Origin of the sequence: Clostridium sp. LIBA-8841 (assembly GCF_034439435.1) — a bacterium.
Lineage (GTDB): Bacteria > Bacillota > Clostridia > Clostridiales > Clostridiaceae > Sarcina.
On the sequence record NZ_JAPCKJ010000001.1, the window covers coordinates 811,635 to 831,078 of the forward strand.

At 28.6% G+C, this 19,444-nt stretch carries 27 protein-coding genes; all 27 read right to left on the minus strand.

Translation table 11 applies throughout. The annotated features are described in order from the left end of the window. Nucleotides 1-33 precede the first annotated feature (33 nt). Nucleotides 34-849 carry a TlyA family RNA methyltransferase gene (locus OIF33_RS03465; protein WP_322502831.1) on the minus strand — a complete coding sequence of 272 codons (816 nt, stop codon included), beginning with the start codon at nucleotides 847-849 and terminating at the stop codon, nucleotides 34-36. Between the two features lie 11 nt (nucleotides 850-860). Next, nucleotides 861-2,720, minus strand: a complete 1,860-nt coding sequence (dxs, locus tag OIF33_RS03470; RefSeq protein ID WP_322502832.1) for a 1-deoxy-D-xylulose-5-phosphate synthase — start codon at nucleotides 2,718-2,720, stop codon at nucleotides 861-863. 20 nt (nucleotides 2,721-2,740) lie between these two features. Continuing rightward, nucleotides 2,741-3,613, minus strand: coding sequence for a farnesyl diphosphate synthase (locus OIF33_RS03475; RefSeq protein WP_322502833.1), 873 nt, complete (start codon nucleotides 3,611-3,613; stop codon nucleotides 2,741-2,743). After that, nucleotides 3,603-3,830, minus strand: coding sequence for an exodeoxyribonuclease VII small subunit (locus OIF33_RS03480; RefSeq protein ID WP_322502834.1), 228 nt, complete (start codon nucleotides 3,828-3,830; stop codon nucleotides 3,603-3,605). The genes OIF33_RS03475 and OIF33_RS03480 overlap by 11 nt, the downstream gene beginning before the upstream one ends. A gap of 11 nt (nucleotides 3,831-3,841) precedes the next feature. After that, complete coding sequence (gene xseA / locus OIF33_RS03485) at nucleotides 3,842-5,044, minus strand: exodeoxyribonuclease VII large subunit (protein WP_322502835.1); 1,203 nt, start codon at nucleotides 5,042-5,044, stop codon at nucleotides 3,842-3,844. A gap of 1 nt (nucleotide 5,045) precedes the next feature. Beyond that, nucleotides 5,046-5,879, minus strand: coding sequence for a bifunctional methylenetetrahydrofolate dehydrogenase/methenyltetrahydrofolate cyclohydrolase (locus OIF33_RS03490; protein ID WP_322502836.1), 834 nt, complete (start codon nucleotides 5,877-5,879; stop codon nucleotides 5,046-5,048). A 49-nt stretch (nucleotides 5,880-5,928) separates the two neighbouring features. Beyond that, nucleotides 5,929-6,336 carry a transcription antitermination factor NusB gene (nusB, locus tag OIF33_RS03495; protein ID WP_322502837.1) on the minus strand — a complete coding sequence of 136 codons (408 nt, stop codon included), beginning with the start codon at nucleotides 6,334-6,336 and terminating at the stop codon, nucleotides 5,929-5,931. 118 nt (nucleotides 6,337-6,454) lie between these two features. Then, complete coding sequence (locus tag OIF33_RS03500) at nucleotides 6,455-6,844, minus strand: Asp23/Gls24 family envelope stress response protein (RefSeq protein WP_322502838.1); 390 nt, start codon at nucleotides 6,842-6,844, stop codon at nucleotides 6,455-6,457. Between the two features lie 84 nt (nucleotides 6,845-6,928). Further along, nucleotides 6,929-7,426, minus strand: a complete 498-nt coding sequence (locus OIF33_RS03505) for a SpoIIIAH-like family protein (RefSeq protein ID WP_322502839.1) — start codon at nucleotides 7,424-7,426, stop codon at nucleotides 6,929-6,931. A gap of 26 nt (nucleotides 7,427-7,452) precedes the next feature. Further along, the gene (gene spoIIIAG / locus OIF33_RS03510; RefSeq protein ID WP_322502840.1) at nucleotides 7,453-8,064 is read right to left on the minus strand and encodes a stage III sporulation protein AG; all 612 of its coding nucleotides are present in this window, start codon (nucleotides 8,062-8,064) and stop codon (nucleotides 7,453-7,455) included. A gap of 8 nt (nucleotides 8,065-8,072) precedes the next feature. Beyond that, nucleotides 8,073-8,633: a stage III sporulation protein AF gene (gene spoIIIAF, locus OIF33_RS03515; protein WP_322502841.1), complete on the minus strand. Its 561-nt coding sequence runs from the start codon at nucleotides 8,631-8,633 to the stop codon at nucleotides 8,073-8,075. 4 nt (nucleotides 8,634-8,637) lie between these two features. After that, the gene (gene spoIIIAE, locus OIF33_RS03520; RefSeq protein ID WP_322502842.1) at nucleotides 8,638-9,810 is read right to left on the minus strand and encodes a stage III sporulation protein AE; all 1,173 of its coding nucleotides are present in this window, start codon (nucleotides 9,808-9,810) and stop codon (nucleotides 8,638-8,640) included. Nucleotides 9,811-9,820: 10 nt separating this feature from the next. Next, nucleotides 9,821-10,195 carry a stage III sporulation protein AD gene (gene spoIIIAD, locus OIF33_RS03525; RefSeq protein WP_322502843.1) on the minus strand — a complete coding sequence of 125 codons (375 nt, stop codon included), beginning with the start codon at nucleotides 10,193-10,195 and terminating at the stop codon, nucleotides 9,821-9,823. Nucleotides 10,196-10,363: 168 nt separating this feature from the next. Further along, entirely contained in the window at nucleotides 10,364-10,561 is a 198-nt protein-coding gene (spoIIIAC, locus tag OIF33_RS03530) for a stage III sporulation protein AC (RefSeq protein ID WP_322502844.1), read from the minus strand. 92 nt (nucleotides 10,562-10,653) lie between these two features. Beyond that, nucleotides 10,654-11,169, minus strand: a complete 516-nt coding sequence (gene spoIIIAB, locus OIF33_RS03535; protein ID WP_322502845.1) for a stage III sporulation protein SpoIIIAB — start codon at nucleotides 11,167-11,169, stop codon at nucleotides 10,654-10,656. 58 nt (nucleotides 11,170-11,227) lie between these two features. Further along, nucleotides 11,228-12,112, minus strand: a complete 885-nt coding sequence (spoIIIAA, locus tag OIF33_RS03540) for a stage III sporulation protein AA (protein ID WP_322502846.1) — start codon at nucleotides 12,110-12,112, stop codon at nucleotides 11,228-11,230. Between the two features lie 125 nt (nucleotides 12,113-12,237). Then, entirely contained in the window at nucleotides 12,238-12,600 is a 363-nt protein-coding gene (locus OIF33_RS03545; protein WP_322502847.1) for a CD1247 N-terminal domain-containing protein, read from the minus strand. 137 nt (nucleotides 12,601-12,737) lie between these two features. Further along, entirely contained in the window at nucleotides 12,738-13,295 is a 558-nt protein-coding gene (gene efp, locus OIF33_RS03550) for an elongation factor P (protein ID WP_322502848.1), read from the minus strand. Nucleotides 13,296-13,464: 169 nt separating this feature from the next. Then, a complete protein-coding gene (locus tag OIF33_RS03555; RefSeq protein WP_322502849.1) occupies nucleotides 13,465-13,815 on the minus strand; it encodes a hypothetical protein in 351 nt (116 codons plus the stop codon). After that, a complete protein-coding gene (locus OIF33_RS03560; RefSeq protein WP_322502850.1) occupies nucleotides 13,812-14,240 on the minus strand; it encodes a hypothetical protein in 429 nt (142 codons plus the stop codon). The genes OIF33_RS03555 and OIF33_RS03560 overlap by 4 nt, the downstream gene beginning before the upstream one ends. Further along, entirely contained in the window at nucleotides 14,212-14,829 is a 618-nt protein-coding gene (locus OIF33_RS03565; RefSeq protein WP_322502851.1) for a hypothetical protein, read from the minus strand. The genes OIF33_RS03560 and OIF33_RS03565 overlap by 29 nt, the downstream gene beginning before the upstream one ends. Beyond that, nucleotides 14,813-15,211, minus strand: a complete 399-nt coding sequence (locus OIF33_RS03570; RefSeq protein WP_322502852.1) for a type IV pilin — start codon at nucleotides 15,209-15,211, stop codon at nucleotides 14,813-14,815. The genes OIF33_RS03565 and OIF33_RS03570 overlap by 17 nt, the downstream gene beginning before the upstream one ends. Further along, nucleotides 15,198-15,662: a hypothetical protein gene (locus OIF33_RS03575; protein ID WP_322502853.1), complete on the minus strand. Its 465-nt coding sequence runs from the start codon at nucleotides 15,660-15,662 to the stop codon at nucleotides 15,198-15,200. The genes OIF33_RS03570 and OIF33_RS03575 overlap by 14 nt, the downstream gene beginning before the upstream one ends. Then, nucleotides 15,659-16,114 (minus strand): type II secretion system protein, encoded by a 456-nt coding sequence (locus OIF33_RS03580; RefSeq protein WP_322502854.1) that lies wholly within the window; start codon nucleotides 16,112-16,114, stop codon nucleotides 15,659-15,661. The genes OIF33_RS03575 and OIF33_RS03580 overlap by 4 nt, the downstream gene beginning before the upstream one ends. A gap of 486 nt (nucleotides 16,115-16,600) precedes the next feature. Continuing rightward, on the minus strand, nucleotides 16,601-17,029 hold the full coding sequence (locus OIF33_RS03585) for a type IV pilin (RefSeq protein WP_322502855.1): 429 nt from the start codon (nucleotides 17,027-17,029) through the stop codon (nucleotides 16,601-16,603). Next, nucleotides 17,022-18,041 carry a type II secretion system F family protein gene (locus OIF33_RS03590; RefSeq protein ID WP_322502856.1) on the minus strand — a complete coding sequence of 340 codons (1,020 nt, stop codon included), beginning with the start codon at nucleotides 18,039-18,041 and terminating at the stop codon, nucleotides 17,022-17,024. Before OIF33_RS03590 ends, OIF33_RS03585 begins: the two co-directional genes overlap by 8 nt. Further along, the gene (locus tag OIF33_RS03595) at nucleotides 18,028-19,416 is read right to left on the minus strand and encodes a GspE/PulE family protein (protein WP_322502857.1); all 1,389 of its coding nucleotides are present in this window, start codon (nucleotides 19,414-19,416) and stop codon (nucleotides 18,028-18,030) included. The genes OIF33_RS03590 and OIF33_RS03595 overlap by 14 nt, the downstream gene beginning before the upstream one ends. Nucleotides 19,417-19,444 lie beyond the last annotated feature (28 nt).

Genomic DNA, 19,444 nt, shown 5'->3' on the forward strand with positions numbered 1-19,444 from the left:
TAAAACTAAAATTTAATGTATAATAACTTATTTCTATAAATCACTGTGAGACTTATCAACTACTTCATCTATAATACTATTGTCAAATTCTTCTACATTATTAGTTTTCTTTAAGTATATTAAATACTCTATGTTTCCCTCTGGTCCTTTTATAGGAGAGAAATCAAGGCCTAATATGTTCATCTTATGAGATAAGGCAAAATCAACAATTTTCTTGATTACTTCCTTATGTGTAGAAGCTTCTCTTACAACACCTTTTTTACCTACTTTTTCTCTTCCTGCTTCAAACTGAGGTTTAATAAGTGCCATAACTTCTCCATCTTCTTTTAAAAGATTAATTACAGCCGGTAAAACAGTTGTTAAGGATATGAATGATACATCTATTGATGCAAAATCACATGGTTCTCCTATTTGCTCTGGAGTTACATATCTTACATTAGTTCTTTCCATACACACAACTCTTGGATCTACTCTAAGTTTCCAAGCAAACTGTCCATATCCAACATCAATTGAAAATACTTTAACAGCATCATTTTGAAGCATACAGTCAGTAAATCCGCCAGTTGATGCTCCAATATCTAAGCATCTTTTTCCTTTAAGATCTATTCCAAAGGATTTAACTGCCTTATCAAGCTTAAATCCCCCTCTACTAACGAAAGGTAACTTTTCTCCTCTAAATATGATATTTGAGCTTACAGGAACTTTTTCTCCTGCTTTATCAACTCTCTGTTCACCTATAAATACCATTCCTGCCATTATATATCTTTTAGCTTTTTCTCTTGACTCTGCAATACCTTGTTCAACAAGAAGTACGTCAAGTCTTTCTTTTTTCTCTTTTTTATCCGCCATAATGTTCTCCTTTAAAGTAATTCAATCAACGTGTTTTTTATTCCTTCTGCATCTAATCCATTGATCTTATATAAAATATCAGGCTTACCATGTTCTATAAATTTATCATTAAAAGCTAAAGTTATAACTTTTTCTTCATGTCCAATTTCATTTAAATATTCTAGAACACCTTCTCCGAAACCGCCTTTTTTAATATTATCTTCAATGGTTACAATCCTAAATCCATTCTCTGATAAAGATTTTAAAAGCTCTTTATCCATAGGTTTTATAAATGTTGCATTTATTATTAAAATATCTACGTTCTTTTCTTCTTTTAGTTTTTGTGCAGCTAACATAGCGTGTTGAACCATTTTCCCTGTGGCTACCACAGCTATTTTTTCTCCATCTTGTATCTTCTCCCATTTACCATACTCTATTTTGCTTAAAGGTGTTAAAGGAACATCCATATCTCCACCTCTAGGATAGCGTATAGCTAGAGGTGCATTAAATTCACTTGCCCATTTTAATATAACTTCCATCTCATCTATGCACTTAGGTGCCACAATAGTCATATTAGGTATTGGAGATAAGTATGAAATATCAAAGACACCTTGATGTGTTTCTCCATCTTCTCCAACAATTCCAGCTCTATCTAAACAAAGAGTAACAGGTAACTTTTGTATGCATACATCATGTAAAACTTGGTCATAAGCTCTTTGTAAAAATGTTGAATAAACTGCAAAGAAAGGTTTTAATCCCTCTGCTGCCATTCCTGCTGCTAAAGTAACAGCATGTTGCTCTGCTATTCCAACATCAAAGAATCTTTCAGGAAATTCTTCTCTAAATTTCTTAAGCCCTGTTCCATCTGGCATCGCTGCAGTAATTGCTACAACTTTTTCATCATTTTTAGCTAGCTTAATCATTTCCTCTCCAAAAGTAGATGAATAATTTCTACTTGCAAATTTAGAAATCACACCTTCTTCTAAATTAAAAGGTGATACTCCATGATACTTATTTGGATTTTTTTCTGCTAACTCATAGCCTTTTCCTTTTTTAGTTACAGTATGTATTATAACTGGTCCCTTTCTCTTCTTAGCTATCCTTAAAACTTCGTTTAGTTCCTTAATATTATGTCCATCTATAGGGCCAAAATATTTTAAGCCAATATCCTCAAAATACATACTTGGTACAACAAACTTTTTAACTCCATCCTTTAATCTAGAAAGAGATTGTTTTACACGCTTTCCAAAGGAAGTAGTCTCTAAAGTAGAACCTATATCTGACTTTAATTTGTTATAACTATCGCCCATTCTAAGCTTATTTAAGTATGTGGCAAGACCACCAACATTTTTACATATTGACATTTGATTATCATTTAATATGATTATAAGATTATCTTTTCTATATCCAATATCATTTAATGCTTCTAAGGCTATTCCTCCAGTTAATGCACCATCACCGATTACAGCAATAACTTGATTATCTTTCCCAAGTAGCCTCTGCGCTCTGGCCATACCTGCTGCTGAAGATAATGATGTACTACTATGTCCTGTAGCAAAGAAATCATATGAGCTTTCCACTCTTTTTGGAAAACCACATAATCCCCCATATTGTCTTAAAGTATCAAATTTATCTTTTCTTCCAGTTAAAATCTTATATGCATAAGATTGATGACCTACGTCCCATATTATTCTATCTTCACTAAAATCAAAATTTTTAAAAAGTGCTACTGTTAAATCAACAACTCCTAAATTTGAAGCTAAATGCCCTCCAGTATTCGAAACACTTTCTATTAAAAACTCTCTTAAATCCTCAGATAATGCCTTTAATTCATTTTCATTTAAATCCTTTATTTCCTTAGGATCAGTTATTTTCTGTAGAATTTCACTCATTTAAACCAAATCCTTCATTATTAAAATTTTCTCTCTAAAAGCCCCATAGTTAATTCCTTTAAAGGCTCTGTATTTCCTTCTATTGAACTTAATATCTCTATACATTCCTCTGTTAAGTTCACACATTTATCTTTGCACTCTTCTAATCCAAAAATGGTTATATAGTTGTTTTTATTACACTCTTGGTCTTTGTGAACATTCTTCCCTAAATCTTCTGCATTCCCTACTACATCTAATATATCATCTTTTATCTGAAATGCTAACCCTAATTTATATCCAAATTCCTCTAATTTTTTAATATCCTTATCTGAAGCTCCTGCTAAAACTCCTCCAGCCAGTATTGAAGCCTTTATAAGCTCCCCTGTTTTCTTTAAGTGCATGTAATTTAATTCATCTAAAGAAATTTCTTCCTTTTCTTCATTTATTATATCAACAATTTGGCCACCAATCATCCCGTCTGATCCAGCAGCATCAGCAATTATCTTAGTTGCTCTTAAAGCATCTCTTCCTTCCTCTAAGGAATAATCCACTAAAACTTTCATAGCTTCATTTAAAAGAGCATCTCCTGCTAAAACAGCAATTGCTTCTCCAAATACTTTATGATTTGTTGGCTTTCCTCTTCTTAAATCATCATTATCCATACATGGTAGATCATCATGTATTAAAGAATAAGTATGTATCATCTCAATTGCCATCGCTGGTGATAATACCTTCTTATAATCACTCTTATATATATAATAAGACAAAAGCATTAATATAGGTCTAACTCTTTTTCCACCTACATTTATGCTATATGCCATTGAATCATATAAAACCTTATTGTATTCTCTTTCTCTGTCAAAATAAGCTTTTAAAGACTGGTCAACTTCCTCTTTTAAGCTCTTAATATTCATTGCTGTATCCTCCAAAGTCTTCCTCTTTTTCATCCTCAACAACCTTTATTTTTCCTTCTAAAGTGTTAAGTTTTTTATATAATTTATTTATTATTTTAACACCATTTTCATAATTCTTTATAGACTCTTCTAAAGTCAACTCTCCATTTTCAAGCTGCTTCACGATTTCATTCAATTCACTAACCATACTCTCATAATTAGTTTCTTTTCTAGCCATCTCTCTGCTCCTTACTCATTAATAATTTTTATATCTATATTAACGGAACCATCCTTCATTATCACTTTTACCATATTATTCTTTTTTAATTCACTTACTTCATTGATTACCTTACTGTTTTTATCCATTATAACTGAATATCCTCTTCCTAAGGTATTTAAAGGATTTAAGGTCTGTAATATGCTATTTAAAGCAACAAGCTCATCTTTAGCTTTATCAATTTTTCTTTTACCTAAAAAATTAAGTTTTTCTTCTAATCTATTGACTTCCTTAATTCTCTTTTCAATTATGCTTTTAGGATTATTACTTTTAAGTCCTTTATAAAGTAAATCCACATTATTTTTTGCATTTAAAAATTTTCTATCTACGGCTCTTTGTAAAAACTCTTTTTTATTTAATAAATCATTTATCATTTCCTGTAATGATGGAGAAACTAATTCTCCTGCCGCTGATGGTGTAGGTGCTCTCATGTCACTTACAAAATCACTAATAGTAAAATCTACTTCATGACCAACAGCTGATACAGTAGGTATTCTACTATTAAAGATTTCATATGCTAACTCTTTATTATTAAAAGCCCAAAGCTCTTCAATAGATCCTCCACCTCTACCTAATATTATAACGTCAACTGATTTTTCATTATTAAAATATCTAATACCCTCAATTATTGACTCAGCTGCATTTAATCCTTGAACCTTAGCTGGATATAATACAATATCTAAGGCCTTATTTCTTCTTTGTATAACATTTATTATGTCTCTTACTGCAGCTCCAGTCCTTGCTGTGATTATTCCAATTCTTTTAGGATACTTAGGCAAGGCTCTTTTATATTTTTCATCAAAAATTCCCTCTTCACTAAGCTCTTTTTTTAATTTATGAAACTCTTCAAAAAGCTCTCCAATTCCTGCTTTTTTTATATTTTCACAATAAAGCTGATAAGTTCCTTCTTTATGATAAACACCTAATCTAGCCTTTATTTCAACCTTCATTCCCTCTTCTAGTCTAAAATCTAAATTAACTGCATTATTTTTAAACATAATGCAGTTAATCTTGCTATTTTCATCTTTCAATGAAAAATAAATATGACCACTTGAATGGAATTTTAAATTAGATATTTCACCTTTGACATTAAGATTCTTTAATATAAAGTCATTTTCAACTAATTTTTTAACATAGTTATTAACTTCACCAACAGATAATGTCTTTAGTTTCATTCTAATCTAACTCCTTACAAACATTTTTCAAAAGAAGAGTTGTAGTTAAAGAACCTACCCCTCCTGGAACTGGTGTAATAAATGATGCCTTCTCATAAACATCATCAAAGTTAACGTCGCCTGTTATCTTGCCGTCAACTTCACTAGTTCCTACATCAATAACAACCGCTCCTTCTCCAACATAAGAAGAATCTATAAAGTTAGCTTTTCCAATAGCTACCACCAATATATCAGCTCTTCTGCAAACTTCTTTTAAGTTCTTAGTTCTTGAATGACATACAGTAACTGTGGCATTTTCATTTAAGAACATTTGAAAAAGAGGTTTTCCAACGATGTTGCTTCTTCCAACAATAACAACTTCTTTTCCCTCAATCTCAATATTATAAGCCTTTAAAAGGGTTATTACACTGTTTGGTGTACATGGCAAGAAACATTTTTCACCTTTATAGAATCTACCAACACTAATTTCTGAAAGACAATCTAGATCCTTATTTGCATCTATTAAATTCGTAACAGTTCTTTCATCAATATGTTTTGGCAAAGGTAATAAAAGCATTATCCCATTTACACTTTCATCCCTATTTAGCTCTTCTATTTTCAGTTTAAGTTCATCCTGTGAAACATCTTCTCTTAACTTTATTTTATCAAATTCTATGCCTAAATTATTAGCTAATTTTTCTTGGAAGTTTTGGTAATATACTGAGCCTCCATCATCCCCAACTAGTATAGACGATATTTTTAAAGTCTTTCCAGAAGCCTTTAATTCCTCTGTATAATTCTTTATTTGCCCCTTTATGTCTATAGCTACTGTTTTTCCGCTTAAAATTTTATCCATTACCTGCCCCTCCAAATCTTCTTACTCTAGTAAATATAAACTTTAACTACTAGTTCATGCTCTTATATATTTTATCTAAAACACCATTTATAAATGAAACTGATTTGTTATCAGAATATTTTTTACATAATTCAATAGCTTCGTTTATTGATACTTTTCCCGGAACATCTTCTGCAAATAACATTTCATAAACAGAAATTCTTAATATTGATAAATTAACCTTTGATATTCTGTTTAATTTCCACTTTACAAGTTGAGCTTCTATTAAAGAATTTAACTTTTCTTTATTTTTTTCTATTCCTAATAATCCTGCTTTTATGTATGCTAAATCTAAATCGCTTTTAAGAATCTCTTCATTCTCCACAAAATCATTAAATGTCTGTAATGCAGATTCTGAAGTTATTTCCATTTGATAAGCTAATTGTAATAAATGTTCTCTTGATTTTACTCTATTCATTATATCCTCCTATGTTTTGAAAATACTCTATTTAGTATTATTGTCTTAATTTATATTATTAATCATATAATTAATGATTTAACACAATGAAACACCCTCTGAAATCAGAGGGTGACTACTATTTTTTTCCTATTTCATTTTTATCTTCTTCTTTTAAGATAACTATGTTTTGCACATATATGTTCACTAGTGCCACCTTAAGTCCAGTTATAGCTTCAACAGTCCTTCTTACGTTTTCCTGCACTTGAGAAACTACATCAGGAATTTTAATTCCATATTGAACTGTAACGCCTATTTCAATGATAGCTTCACCGTTCTCTACATTTACTTTAATTCCCTTGCCTAAACTTTTCTTTGAAAATTTATGTCCTATTCCAGTGCTATTATTATGATTTATCTCAAGTATTCCATCTATCTCAGATGCAGCTATACCAGCTACGACACCGATAACTTCATCAGATATATTAACTATACCTAAGTTAGCTTCATCTCTATTCAATTCATTCATAAAGCTGAACCCTCCTACTAATTTTCACGAAACTTAATTAGTTATAGGTTCATTATAGCAAATAACTAATTACAATACAATTAATTATTTTTTTTCTATATCAACGTCATAAACTTTTGATACATTCATAACTATATCTTGAATTTCAACCATTTTCTCTTGAGTTAAATCTTCGTCAGTTTTAACTACAACCTTAGCGTTATCACCATCTATAAAACATATTACATCTTCATAACCTTTACTCTTTATGCTAAGTTCTATTCTTGTTTCATAATCTCTTGCCATAGTCTTTTCAGTTAATTCTTTCTCAGCTTCTTCTTTTTGCTCTGCTGATGTGTTCTTATCTTCTACTATAGCTTTTAAGTTATCGATAGTCTTAGAGTCTTTTTGTTCTCTTAAGTTTCTTGACTCATAGAAGTAATCTGAAGATGTTTCTGTAGCTTTTTCATCATTTTCTCCAAAAGCAGTTGGAACTTCTCCCATGCTCTCTTTTATTTGGTTGTTAACTCTAGTTGCCAAGACGCCAGTACAAACTATTAATGCTAAAAGTGTTAAAATTATCCCTGCTTGCTTTTTGTTCATAATGAACCCCCCATAAATTTAATTATTTATTTTTCCATAGCCAATACATTTACCTTATCTACACTTATGTTATATAAGCTTGATACTGCTTTTGTTATTTCATATTTTATTTTGCTATCTTCTGCACCTTCAGCCACAACCATGACTCCTATAACATTTGGTTTTTCTGTCTTTAATATAACTGGTTCACTTCCATCAGAACTGTTTGACATAACAATCTTATCTCCATCAGTTTCTTGTGAATTAACCCTTGTTCCTCCTTCACTATCAGTCTCTTCTGTAGTACTTTTTTGAGAAGAATTATCTACTGCTGGTACCTTGACCTCACTACTTTCAAAATTTATTACTACATCTACTGCTCCCACTCCACTGATCTTTCCTAATATCCTCTCTAAATTTCCCTCTTGTTTTTCTTGATAACTTAAAACTTCTGAGTCCTTTGGACTCTTATTATTCATATCTTCTTCAGATATTTTCTCTGAATTAGTCTTCTCACTTTTAGATATATTGTTTACTCCTGTAAAATATGACACAACTAAATAAAACATTATGACTAGCAAAAGTATTATTATTAAGTTGGCAATATTCTTTTGTTTTAGAACTTTAGACATCTTGTCCTTTAAATCCTGTGACCCCATACTACCTCCTAAGCATATGAAACAATTATATTTTCATGAGAAATTTCAAGTTCTTTTTCAACAAACTTTTCAACCTTTTCTAAAAAAGAATCTTTTTTTTCCTCTTTATTAAGCTTTTCTTCTCCAACAACAACCTTCTCTACCTTTTTTACCTTTTTTTTATCTAAAACCTTAATTTCTGCCTCTTCAATATCTACCATAACATCATCAAAGTCCACTTTTCCTATTAAATTAACCTCAAATTCATTTTCATAAAATTCGTCCTTTAAAGCCTTTTCTAAATTTCTCTCTACATTTTCTAAAATGGCTTTTTCCTCATATAGTGATACCTTTTCCTCTTGATTTTCCACAGCTCCATCTATTTTGTTTTCAAAAGCATTTTCATCTATTTCCTTATTAAAATTTAGTAATCCTATTATTGGAGATAACATTACCGAAAGTATTATTAATGAAAATACAAACTTAACATGCTTTTTCACCGATGAATTAGGTAAAATTATGTTAGCAATAGATATGATGACTATTACAACACAAAGAGTTGAAATCCAATTTTTTAAAAGATCCATCATATTTCTATCCTCCTACAATAAAATTACCTGCCGTGGCCATCATAGCAGCCATAATAAAGAACATAATGCTTACACTTATTATGCATGATAAAATCATGAACAATGCTTCTCCCACAGTTTCAACACTACTTGATATTTTAGAATCAACAACAGGTTCAATAACCGCTGCTGTAAGTTTAAAACAAATAGCCATAAGTCCTATTTTTATTATTGGATAAATAACAATCATCACAAGAACTATTACCCCTAAGGAAGTTATTACACTTTTCATAGCTAAGGAATATCCAGCCACAGTAGTTATTGCATCTGAAAATGCTTTACCTACAATAGGTACAAAGTTATCAACTGCGAACTTAACAGTCTTAACTGTCACTGCATCTAAGGTATCTGCCGTCATTCCTCTTAAAGTCAATATTCCAACAAATACAGTTAATATAAACCCTTGAGATATAATAACTATCTGTTTTATGAACTTACACATCCTATCTATTTTAAATTCATTAGAAAGATTATTAACAAACTGTAAAGTAAAATAAGCTAATATTAAAGGAAATAAAAAATATGTGTAAATTCTAGGTGTTAATGAAACAGCTCCTAAGACAATAGGATCTATGGTTACAGCTGAGGTCACTCCCCCTGAAGTTGCTATAAGCATTATAATTACTGGTACAATAACATTCATAAAATCTATAATTGAAGCTAAGACTTCTTTTCCTAAATCAAGTGATATAAAGAAACTCTTAGTCAAAAGCATTATTAAAAGAGCATAACAAGCAAAAAAGGCTACTTGAGTCACTCCCTCTTCTATGTTAAAAGCATCTTGCAAATTCTTAAGCAAAGCACTTAAAAGAGCAATTACTAATATTGAGGCAATAAACTTTAAAACTATGTTAAGTTCTCTAAACATATAGCTAAGTATTGAAGCCCCTATTTTCTTTAAGGTTATTGGATCTTCTCCACTTTCTAAATAATTCTTTATATATTCCTTAGCTGACATATTGCCTAGTATGTCCTCTTCTGTTTCTAAATTATTTATATAATCATAAAATCTTTCTACTCTTGAGTCATTTTCTATTTTTTCCTTTGAACTCTCTAAATTCTCATTTGCCAAAACATTTAAGTTAAAGCAAAATACAAAAGTAACTGATAATAATATTATGTTTATTAACTTTTTCATATTTTAGCCCCTACATTATACTTAAAATGGAATTCAAAATATTAACCATTATTGGTATAGCTAATAAAAGTATCATAATCTTCCCTGTAAACTCTACTTTTTTACCCAATACGGTAACCCCAGCATCATTACATATATAACTACAGAAAGTTGAAAGGTATGCTATGGCAATAATTTTCATAACTATGGCAATATAGGATGAATCCATTCCTGATTCTCTCGCTATATTCTGCATGAAAGTTATTATTTCATTGACATAAGGCATTACAAAAAGAAAAATTATAATCCCAGCTACTAAAAGAAGCATAACTGCGAAAGTACCTTTTGTTTCCTTTAAAAATAAATATAAAAATAATGTTATTAAAGAAAAACTTATTACTTGCATCAATACATCCATTCTTGCTTTTGTCAGAAATCTTCAAAAATCAATAATTTATTTCTTATTGATTTCTATAGATTACTGCCCTAGTTCACCTCCTCCTGTTCTAATTCATTTTTACTATCTTAAAATAATCTTTTTAAATTAATATGTTACCCTAGATATGAAATCCATCTAAAATAAAAACATTGATCTAACAGAAGAAAATAATCTACTTATAAGCTGAATCATCATAGTAAGTATTATTACTATACCAACGATATTGGCTAAGGCTGCATACTCTTTCTTGCCACTTTGGTCAAGAACTTTATCAAGTATAACCAGCACTATTCCTACTCCTGCAATTTGAAAGATTAAAGATAAATCCGACATATATGGCCTCCCCCTAAAATTCTAATCTTATTAAATCCCCTTTTTATAACCTAAAATCCTTTTTATGATTAACTATTATGAAAGTCTATAAATTAAACAAGAAAAATGGCTATCATTGCTCCTACTGAAACACCTAAGTATCTATAAACCTTAGTATTTTTATTACATTCATCTTCTGCTATTAATAACTCAGAATCTAATTTTTCTTTAGCTAAATTAAAAATTTTGATTTGTCCTTCTACGTTTGTCTCTCCTAAAGATTTTGAAAGATCTAATAAAATTTCAAAGTCTTTATCTTTTAAATTCATTTCTTTCTTATGTTCATTTATACTTTCACTAAAAGCCATATATACATTTTTAACCTCATTATTTTTCAGTTTTAAAGAAATTGCATTTAAAAACTCACTAATTGGACTTTTAGCTTTCAATGCTATACTCTCTATACTCTCTGGCAAAGGAGTATAGGTATAAACAATATCATTTTCAAAATCTATTAAAGCTCTTTTAAGTTCTCTAAGCTGATTAAGTCTATTTCTAAAGCCTTCTCCATATAAATATCCAATTAAAGAACTAAGTAGAACTATAATAACCAGAAAAAAAAACCTCATTTTCCTCCTCCTTTTTACACATTATTCTTTTCTTAACTCTTTATATTTAGGCCCTGTTTTAAACATCATAAATTCCTTCTATTGTTCCAACTCCTTTTTTAGCACTAAGAATTACAACTTTATCTATGACATTATTCTCTACTATGTCTCTAAAAACTGGTCTTCTATATAATTCTTCTATATTTCTTCCATGTAATGTAGCTATAATGCTTACTCCAGAGTTATATGCCATAATAAGACCTTCCATGTCTTTATATGTTCCAATTTCATCACATATAATAACCTCAGGAGAAAGTCCCCTAACTGCCATCATCATTCCATCACTTTTAATACAGTTATCATATACATCTGTTCTTATTCCTACATTCATTTGGGGAATTCCATTATAACAAGCTGCAATTTCACTTCTTTCATCAATTACAACGGTCCTTTTTCCTTTTAACCCAATTTGAGATACTCCATTGGATATATTTCTTGTTATATCTCTTAAAAGTGTTGTCTTTCCACATTTAGGAGGAGATATTATTAAAGTATTATTTACTCTATTATTTTCAGCCAAATGATTCATAAGACTATTAGAACAGCCTATAACTTCTCTACATACCCTTATATTTAAAGAAGTTATATTCCTAATAGTTTTAATTGAATTATCTTCTATAACGCATTGACCAGCTAATCCAACTCTATGTCCTCCTTGAATAGTTATATACCCTTGCCTTATATCTTCCTCGAAGGCATACAAGGAGTAGTTACTTATCTTTTGAATTATTGCTTTAACATCATCTCTTGTTATTACATAATTAAAAATTGTTTCATTGTTATCCATAACAATACTAAGAGGTTTTCCAACCTTAACTCTTACTTCTTGGAGTTTATTTAAATTACTTCTATCCTTTAAATAAGAATTTATCTTTTCTGGTAATACAGCAAATATTTCTTTCAAAGTACCTCCTCTCCTTTCTATTTAAATCTATTAGTTTACATAAGAAATTATTCTAATTATTTTTAAATTTATTAATTTTAATTTTGGGCAAAAAAAATAAACCGTACCCTTATAGGCACAGTTTATTAAACTTCAAATTCATTTCCACAATAAGGACAAGGTATATTTTCAGATCTGTCTAATATATCTTTTTCTATGTATATAGGTTTATGACACTTATCACAAACTACCTCACAGTATTCATCATCGTATTCTTCAAGCTCTTCTAAAGTTAGCTCTTCAAAAAGTTCATCCTGTACTCCACTTAAATCATCATTTAGTAAAGTAACATTTTCATCTAAAGTTTCAATATTCACTTGTAATTCTTCAACCTTCTCAACTAAAGATGAAATTACATTAAGTAAGGAATCCTTAAATTCTTTATCTAACTCAGTGTTTTTATCCATAGCCTTAAGTAAGGTACTAATGTTGTTTTTAATATCCTTCACTGAAATCACTTCCTTATATTAAATATGCTAAGCTTTAAAAGCTTAGCATAAATTTATTTTATCTAATATTTAATAGATAAATTTAGCTTAAATCCAAGTAAGAATAAAATTCTTTTTGAATTAAGTCTAAGTTTTTATTAAACTCTTTCCATGTACTCGCCAGTTCTAGTATCTATTCTTATAGTATTTCCTTCTTCAACGAACATAGGAACCATAACTGTTGCACCAGTTTCAACAACAGCTGTTTTCATAGCTGTAGTAGCAGTATTTCCTTTAACACTTGGCTCACACTCAGTGATTAATAACTCAACAAAGTTTGGAGCTTCAACTGAGAAAGCTTCTCCTTTGTAGAATTTGATTACAGCGTTCATGTTCTCTTTTAAGAATCTTATAGCATCTTCAACTTTTTCATGGTTTAAAGGAATTTGCTCGAAAGTTTCTTGATCCATGAAGTAGTATAATTCTCCATCTGAGTAAAGGTATTGCATTTCTTTTCTTTCGATTATTGCTTCTTGTAATTTATCAGTTGGGTTGAAAGTTCTGTCTGTAACTCCACCCATTATAACGTTTCTTAATTTAGTTCTAACGAAAGCAGCACCTTTTCCTGGTTTAACGTGTAAGAAGTCTATAACTGTATATACTTGTCCATCCAGTTCAAAAGTAGTTCCTTTTCTTAAATCACTTCCTGATATCATTAAGTATCCCTCCAAAATCTATTAATTCATTTTATATTATAACCCTTTAAGATAAATTAATACCCTCTAGAGCTACCTTGTTACTTATTTACTATTAAAGCTTAAAACAACAATCATATTTTATCAAATGCTAATAATAAATGCAATTATTTTCATTAAATTTACAAGACTATACAGCCTTAATCTCCAAAAAGCACTTTAATTCTCCTGCTTTTTCAATTTTATAATTTTTTACATAAATATTATTCTTTTTTAATAAATCAACATAATTAACTAAACTTTCTAAATTCCCTGTAAATAAAAGATTTCCTTTCCATACATCCTCATATTTCATCTGAAGAATAGTGCAGTTTTCCTTTTCCACAATTTTAAGAATCTCATCTAAATCCTTACTATAATTTTCTATAGAAGTTACAACAGGGATCTCATAATTTTTTAAATAAATAAGCCCTGACCCTTGGAATATCAATAAAAATAAAGAAACACTAATTAAAACCATGTCTATCCTAATCTTTTTCATTTAAGTACTCCCTTTATGGTATTAATATTATCAACCTCATTTAAATTTATTTCTTCTACAATTCCATTTATCTCTTTAATTTCTCTAAGTACAATTTCCTTATAATCATTATGAATTTCTATTGTAAATTCATTTCTTTCAAGATTAAACTTTAAAACTTCTTCATTCTCCAATAATTTTTTCAAACTATTTATTCTATTTATAAATTCTTCTCCTAAGGATTTCTCAACCTTAATCGATTTATTTTCATTTAAATATTTTTCAATTCTATTATTCTCTTTTATGATTTCTGCATAAAACACTAAATTAAATAACAGTAAAAATAATATGTAGATATTAATTCTTTTTTTAACACTTTTATTGTATGGTTCAACATACTCTACTGGTAAAAACCTTTTATATTTTTTGATATAAATTATCCTCACCTCTAATCTCACTTAATTTAGCATCTTTGAAACTTTCTTTTAATTCATCAGTTATATATTCTTTGGAAATAATGAGATTAAAACTTTTTATTGATATATTAAAAGTTTCTTCTAAATTTTTAATTTCATCCTTTATATCTTCTATAACACTCTGCTCTTCAATATTTCTTAATAAAATCAACCTTTTTTTAAAATAAACCTTTATCCTAGAATTTCTAAGAACAATTTCTACTTTGTTAAAAATATAAAAATTCTTCTTTTGAAGATCATAAGGTATTAAAGAAAATTTTTTTCTTTCACATAGTAATTTTTTAAACCTTTCATCGCACCCAATAAAATATATTATTAAAAAAAGTTTTCTTCTGACTCTTAATTTCTCATAGTGTACTAAAGGAATATAATCAGAAAACATATCTTTTATAAGCTCTTCTATTTTTTCTTCAATATTATAATAATTATTAACCTTAAGTACTTTTATTAATATACTTTCATTTAGAAGAATTATTTTTATTCTTTGATCCTTTGATTCTTTCAATTTTAAAATATCATTTGTATTATTAAGTACTAAATTTTTAGTTAGTAAACTCATAACATCTCCTTTTTGATAAAGTAATACTTTCATCCTCACTGAAAGCTATATCATAATAGGTATTTTTTAAAACTCCAGTCCTATTATTCTTATTTTTAATATGTAAAACATCTTTAGTAGAATCATAAGTTACACTCATATTATCTAAGTTAAAATTCAACTCTTCTATTTTCTCCTTATTTAAAATATTTTCTTTTATAATATATTTTAAAAATTCCTCTTCATCTTTAAACATCTCTATATTATCTTTTATAAGACCATAACTTCTGTTAACTTCTTTCCTTCTTTGAAATGAACTATCCATAAGAATTGTAACAATAATGCTACATGCTAAAGAAATCAGCATAACTTCTATTGAGGCAAAACCTTTACCCTTTCTCATAACAATAAACCCTTTCATCTTGATTCTTAACTTTTAATCTTATATAAAACAAATCTCCTTTTTCAATAACATCAAATTTTTCAATATTATCTAACAAAGCATGCGAATAGTATTCACCATACCTTATAAAACTAAGACTTAATGTATTTTTTCTTTTTTCTATTTTATCCTCTAAAAGTTTTTCTTCTTCCCAAAACTTTATACTTATGTAGTCCTTATGAGGATTTACAGTTACTTCCTCAACTCTTCTATTTAAAAATCTATAATCTAAATACATCTCTGCATTTAACAAATAATTAAATTCTTTTTCATTATCCAAAAAACTCTTATACTCTTTAACATAAAAAATTAAATTCTTTGTTAGACTAAGAGTTATAATGCCTAAAGCGCCTAAATAAATACATAATTCAATTAATAAATATCCTTTTTTCTCTATTTTTGCATTATTCATTCTAAAAATTCGTATATTTTAATCTCCTCACTTTCACTTATAAAAGGAAAATCATTTTTATAAAAAATATTAACTTCACTTTCATAATCATCAATGTGGTTTATGGTTATACTCCATCCCAATTCATTTAAACCTGGATTATTTAATTTAAGCTCTTCTCTTAAAAAATTATTAATTTCCATACCTATTAATTTATTTATGTCTAAATCACCTAATCCATATTCTCCACTTGGAAATGACCTTATATCACCAAAAGCTATATTATGCTTTATTTCCATTACTAAGCTATTCATACTTTCTCTTACTTCTACTTTTTCCCTTGTATAATGTTTATTCTTAAGATAAATGCTATAACTCTTTCCAATACCCAGAAAAAGAATAGATATTAAAGCCAAAGCTAAAACCATATCAACTAATAAATATCCCTTCTTAGCCGAGCCTTTATTTCTCATTTTTTCTCCTTTTCCCTTAATATTTATTTAATATAAATTTCCTTAGCTTTTTAATTAAGCTCTGTTTTAAACTAGTTTTAATTTTTAGATAGAACTGTAAGACCATCTTAATGAGCAACTAGTATTGCATTTCCTATAGCTAGTAACTCTAAGATTCCAGCTTATCCAAGCTGTCATCAAGAGTTTCTATGCTTTAGATAAATTCGGCTAAAATTCAGAGTCCGTATTAAGCTCTCTCTGAATTAAGTCTCATTTTATCTACGTAAGAATAATAGCGGTAAGAAGCTTTTTCTTATTTTTATAAGGAATACAATCTCACCATGTTCAATTGTATAAGTTCAAGATACCAAATTAAAATTTGGACTTTCACTTAACCTTTAGCTATTATTCTGAAGTAGATGATAGCAATACTTTGTGAAATTAAGTTAGGTCTGAAGGGCTAGCTAAAAATCAACACTCACCTAAAACAGAGTCTTATTTAAAATGTCACTTAACATTGATTTTTCCTAAACCAACAGTTATTGTTATTTTTCTCTGATTATTATTTTTATCAGTTATTAATATGGTTCCTGCATTATTTATCATTCCCATATTACTTATGGCAATAACATTATTCATATTGTTACTTACCTTCACAGCTTCAAGCTTTAAAAATGAATTGCTAATTTTATTTCTATATATTAATGTATTTTCTAAATTATCAAAGGTTATTTCTCCATAAGAATTATCCTTTCTAGATAATTGTTTTGCTTCCATAAGAAAATCATGAATTGCATTTATTTCACGTTCAACTTTTAACTCATAAGTTCTTTCTTTTATCAACATAAAGGAGGTTGGTAAAGCTAAAATTAAAGTTGTTATACCTAAATATATTATTATTTCACCAAGAGTAAATCCTTTTTTCTTTTTATACATACTTCATTCCCTCAAAAGTAGGTATTAATACTAAAAGCATCATAGCTGAAATTACAAACCCTAAGACTATAAACATTGCAGGCTCTATTTTCCCAACTGTTTTGTTTAGAGTTCTATCAAAATCTTTTTCCCTTATTTTTAATAGTTCCTCTATATTTTTATTAAATAAGCCACTTTCTTCTCCTGTAATTAAAAAACCTTTTGATATATGAGAAATTACATTTATACTTCCAATGCTATTACTTAAAGTTTCTCCTTTAAGAAGCTCTTCATTTATCTTTCTAACATATTCTCTCAGCTTTTTATTACTTAAATTTTCTCCAAATATGCTTAAAGCATTTGTAAGGGATATACCACTTGTTATTATCATGTTTATTAAAAATAATATTCTAATTTCATAATACATCCTATAAATTTCTACCTTCTCTAGCATTTTCTCAAAATTTATTATTTTAAAGATTAAATAACCTGCTATTAAAATACAAAGAAAGTAACAAAAAGCTATTACCTCCACATTATGATTATCTTCAATAAACCTAATATAAGAGTTTAAAACAGAAATTAATTTAGATGTTTCCTTATCCCCTAAATCATACATATCAACAAATTGTGGAAGTATGTAGGTTGCATAGCAAAATATCATTAATAATAGCCCTATAAGAAGAGAAACTGGATATCTTAAAGATTTAATAACCTTATTTTCAACTTCTTTTTCGGCTAATATATTTTTTGCACATTTTTCTAAAACTTCTTCTAAATTCCCACTTTCTTCCCCGATCTTAATCATATCCACCATAATATCTGGATATAAATTTCTTTCTTCTTTGAAAGCCTTAGACAAACTTTCTCCCTTAAGAACTTTTTTCTCAACTCTTTCTATTGATTCCTTATATTTTTTATCTCTTACAGTGCCTTTTATTAATTCTAATGAACGTCCTATGGGCATTCCCGACTTTACATAAGTACTTAAATTTAAACATATATAGGAAGCATCATCCTTAAAACCAAACATCTAATCCCTCACATTCCTTTAAAAGATAGTATTCTTCTAAAGCAACTTCTCCATTTGATACTAAGGTAAAACAAGATTTTAAAAGTTCTTCACCCCAAGAAATCTCCTCTAAATTTTTATATTCCTTGGGAAATATTATTTCACAAATTGCTTTCCTTCCTTTTGTGCCTGTCCAATTACACATATGGCATCCATTTCCCTTATAATAAGTGTTTAATTTGAATTCTTCTTTCTTTACCTTTTCAACTAATTCATCTTCTAAATATATTTTTTCTCTACAGGCTTCACAATTTTTTCTTACTAATCTTTGAGTTATTATTACACTAACTCCCTCTTTTACTAAATAGCCTTCTGCTCCCATATCCAAGAGCCTATCATATATTTCCTTTCCACTATTAGCATGGATTGTTGAATAGACTTTATGACCTGTTATAGATGCTCTTATAGCTATTTTAGCCGTCTCTTCATCTCTTATTTCTCCAATCAATATTACATCAGGGTCTTGTCTTAAAATATGCTTTAATCCATTAGCAAAAGTTAACCCAACCTTCTCATTAACATTTGTTTGAGTTATACCTTTGATTGTAAATTCAATAGGATCTTCTATGGTGCTTATGTTTACTCCATCTTTATCTATAGAATTTAAAAGTGCATAAAGAGTTGTTGATTTTCCACTGCCTGTAGGTCCATTTACAACAACCATACCATGCTTCTTCTTAAGAATCTTATTAACCTTTTTCTTTTGAAATTCCATTAAGCTTAAACTATTAATATTTATAAGTTCATTCTTTTTGTATAATATTCTAATTACTAACTTTTCTCCAAAAACAGTAGGAATGCTAGAAACTCTTAAATCAAAATCATTTTCTTCATCTTTAAATGACAACTTTCCATCTTGTGCTCTTAATTTATCACTTATATTCATATCAGCCTTTAATTTAACCTTATTAACTAAGTTTTCATAAAGATTCCTTTTAATCTTCTTCATAAGTATTAGTGTTCCATCTATTCTAAATCGAATATTAGCCCAATCTCCTAAGGGTTCAATATGCATATCACTAGCATTCTTCTCTATTCCTAATGCTATTAAACTTTTCAACTCTTCTTCTGTGAATTCATCCTTAGAAAAATTTTTACCACCATAACAGTCTTCTATTAATTTTTTTATTTCATCCTTATTTCCTAAGATGAAACTTATTTCTTTATCTCTAAATAATAAAGATAAATAGTCTTTTTTATCTTTATCTTCACTACTCGTATGAAACAATATCTTTCCTTCATTATCTTTTAAAGCAATTAAGTTCATTTCTAATGCAATTTTCTTAGGTATCTTTTTCATAAGTCTCATATCAATATCTTTAATACTGTATTTCACACTTTCACCTCCTTATAAATAATAATTG

Excerpts from the sequence above, each read along its gene's own strand:
- dxs (WP_322502832.1), bottom strand. The coding sequence starts at position 2,720 with ATGAGTGAAATTCTACAGAAAATAACTGATCCTAAGGAAATAAAGGAT.
- OIF33_RS03480 (WP_322502834.1), bottom strand. The coding sequence starts at position 3,830 with ATGGCTAGAAAAGAAACTAATTATGAGAGTATGGTTAGTGAATTGAAT.
- OIF33_RS03580 (WP_322502854.1), bottom strand. The coding sequence starts at position 16,114 with ATGAGAAATAAAGGCTCGGCTAAGAAGGGATATTTATTAGTTGATATG.
- OIF33_RS03505 (WP_322502839.1), bottom strand. The coding sequence starts at position 7,426 with ATGAACAAAAAGCAAGCAGGGATAATTTTAACACTTTTAGCATTAATA.
- efp (WP_322502848.1), bottom strand. The coding sequence starts at position 13,295 with ATGATATCAGGAAGTGATTTAAGAAAAGGAACTACTTTTGAACTGGAT.
- spoIIIAF (WP_322502841.1), bottom strand. The coding sequence starts at position 8,633 with ATGATGGATCTTTTAAAAAATTGGATTTCAACTCTTTGTGTTGTAATA.
- OIF33_RS03590 (WP_322502856.1), bottom strand. The coding sequence starts at position 18,041 with ATGTTTGGTTTTAAGGATGATGCTTCCTATATATGTTTAAATTTAAGT.
- OIF33_RS03465 (WP_322502831.1), bottom strand. The coding sequence starts at position 849 with ATGGCGGATAAAAAAGAGAAAAAAGAAAGACTTGACGTACTTCTTGTT.
- nusB (WP_322502837.1), bottom strand. The coding sequence starts at position 6,336 with ATGAATAGAGTAAAATCAAGAGAACATTTATTACAATTAGCTTATCAA.
- xseA (WP_322502835.1), bottom strand. The coding sequence starts at position 5,044 with ATGAAACTAAAGACATTATCTGTTGGTGAAGTTAATAACTATGTTAAA.
- spoIIIAC (WP_322502844.1), bottom strand. The coding sequence starts at position 10,561 with ATGTCGGATTTATCTTTAATCTTTCAAATTGCAGGAGTAGGAATAGTG.
- OIF33_RS03500 (WP_322502838.1), bottom strand. The coding sequence starts at position 6,844 with ATGAATGAATTGAATAGAGATGAAGCTAACTTAGGTATAGTTAATATA.
- OIF33_RS03475 (WP_322502833.1), bottom strand. The coding sequence starts at position 3,613 with ATGAATATTAAGAGCTTAAAAGAGGAAGTTGACCAGTCTTTAAAAGCT.
- OIF33_RS03570 (WP_322502852.1), bottom strand. The coding sequence starts at position 15,211 with ATGAGAAAGGGTAAAGGTTTTGCCTCAATAGAAGTTATGCTGATTTCT.
- spoIIIAB (WP_322502845.1), bottom strand. The coding sequence starts at position 11,169 with ATGAGGTTTTTTTTTCTGGTTATTATAGTTCTACTTAGTTCTTTAATT.
- OIF33_RS03490 (WP_322502836.1), bottom strand. The coding sequence starts at position 5,879 with ATGGATAAAATTTTAAGCGGAAAAACAGTAGCTATAGACATAAAGGGG.
- spoIIIAD (WP_322502843.1), bottom strand. The coding sequence starts at position 10,195 with ATGCAAGTAATAAGTTTTTCTTTAATAACATTATTTTTATATTTATTT.
- spoIIIAE (WP_322502842.1), bottom strand. The coding sequence starts at position 9,810 with ATGAAAAAGTTAATAAACATAATATTATTATCAGTTACTTTTGTATTT.
- OIF33_RS03585 (WP_322502855.1), bottom strand. The coding sequence starts at position 17,029 with ATGTATAAAAAGAAAAAAGGATTTACTCTTGGTGAAATAATAATATAT.
- spoIIIAG (WP_322502840.1), bottom strand. The coding sequence starts at position 8,064 with ATGGGGTCACAGGATTTAAAGGACAAGATGTCTAAAGTTCTAAAACAA.
- OIF33_RS03565 (WP_322502851.1), bottom strand. The coding sequence starts at position 14,829 with ATGAGTTTACTAACTAAAAATTTAGTACTTAATAATACAAATGATATT.
- OIF33_RS03575 (WP_322502853.1), bottom strand. The coding sequence starts at position 15,662 with ATGAATAATGCAAAAATAGAGAAAAAAGGATATTTATTAATTGAATTA.
- OIF33_RS03555 (WP_322502849.1), bottom strand. The coding sequence starts at position 13,815 with ATGAAAAAGATTAGGATAGACATGGTTTTAATTAGTGTTTCTTTATTT.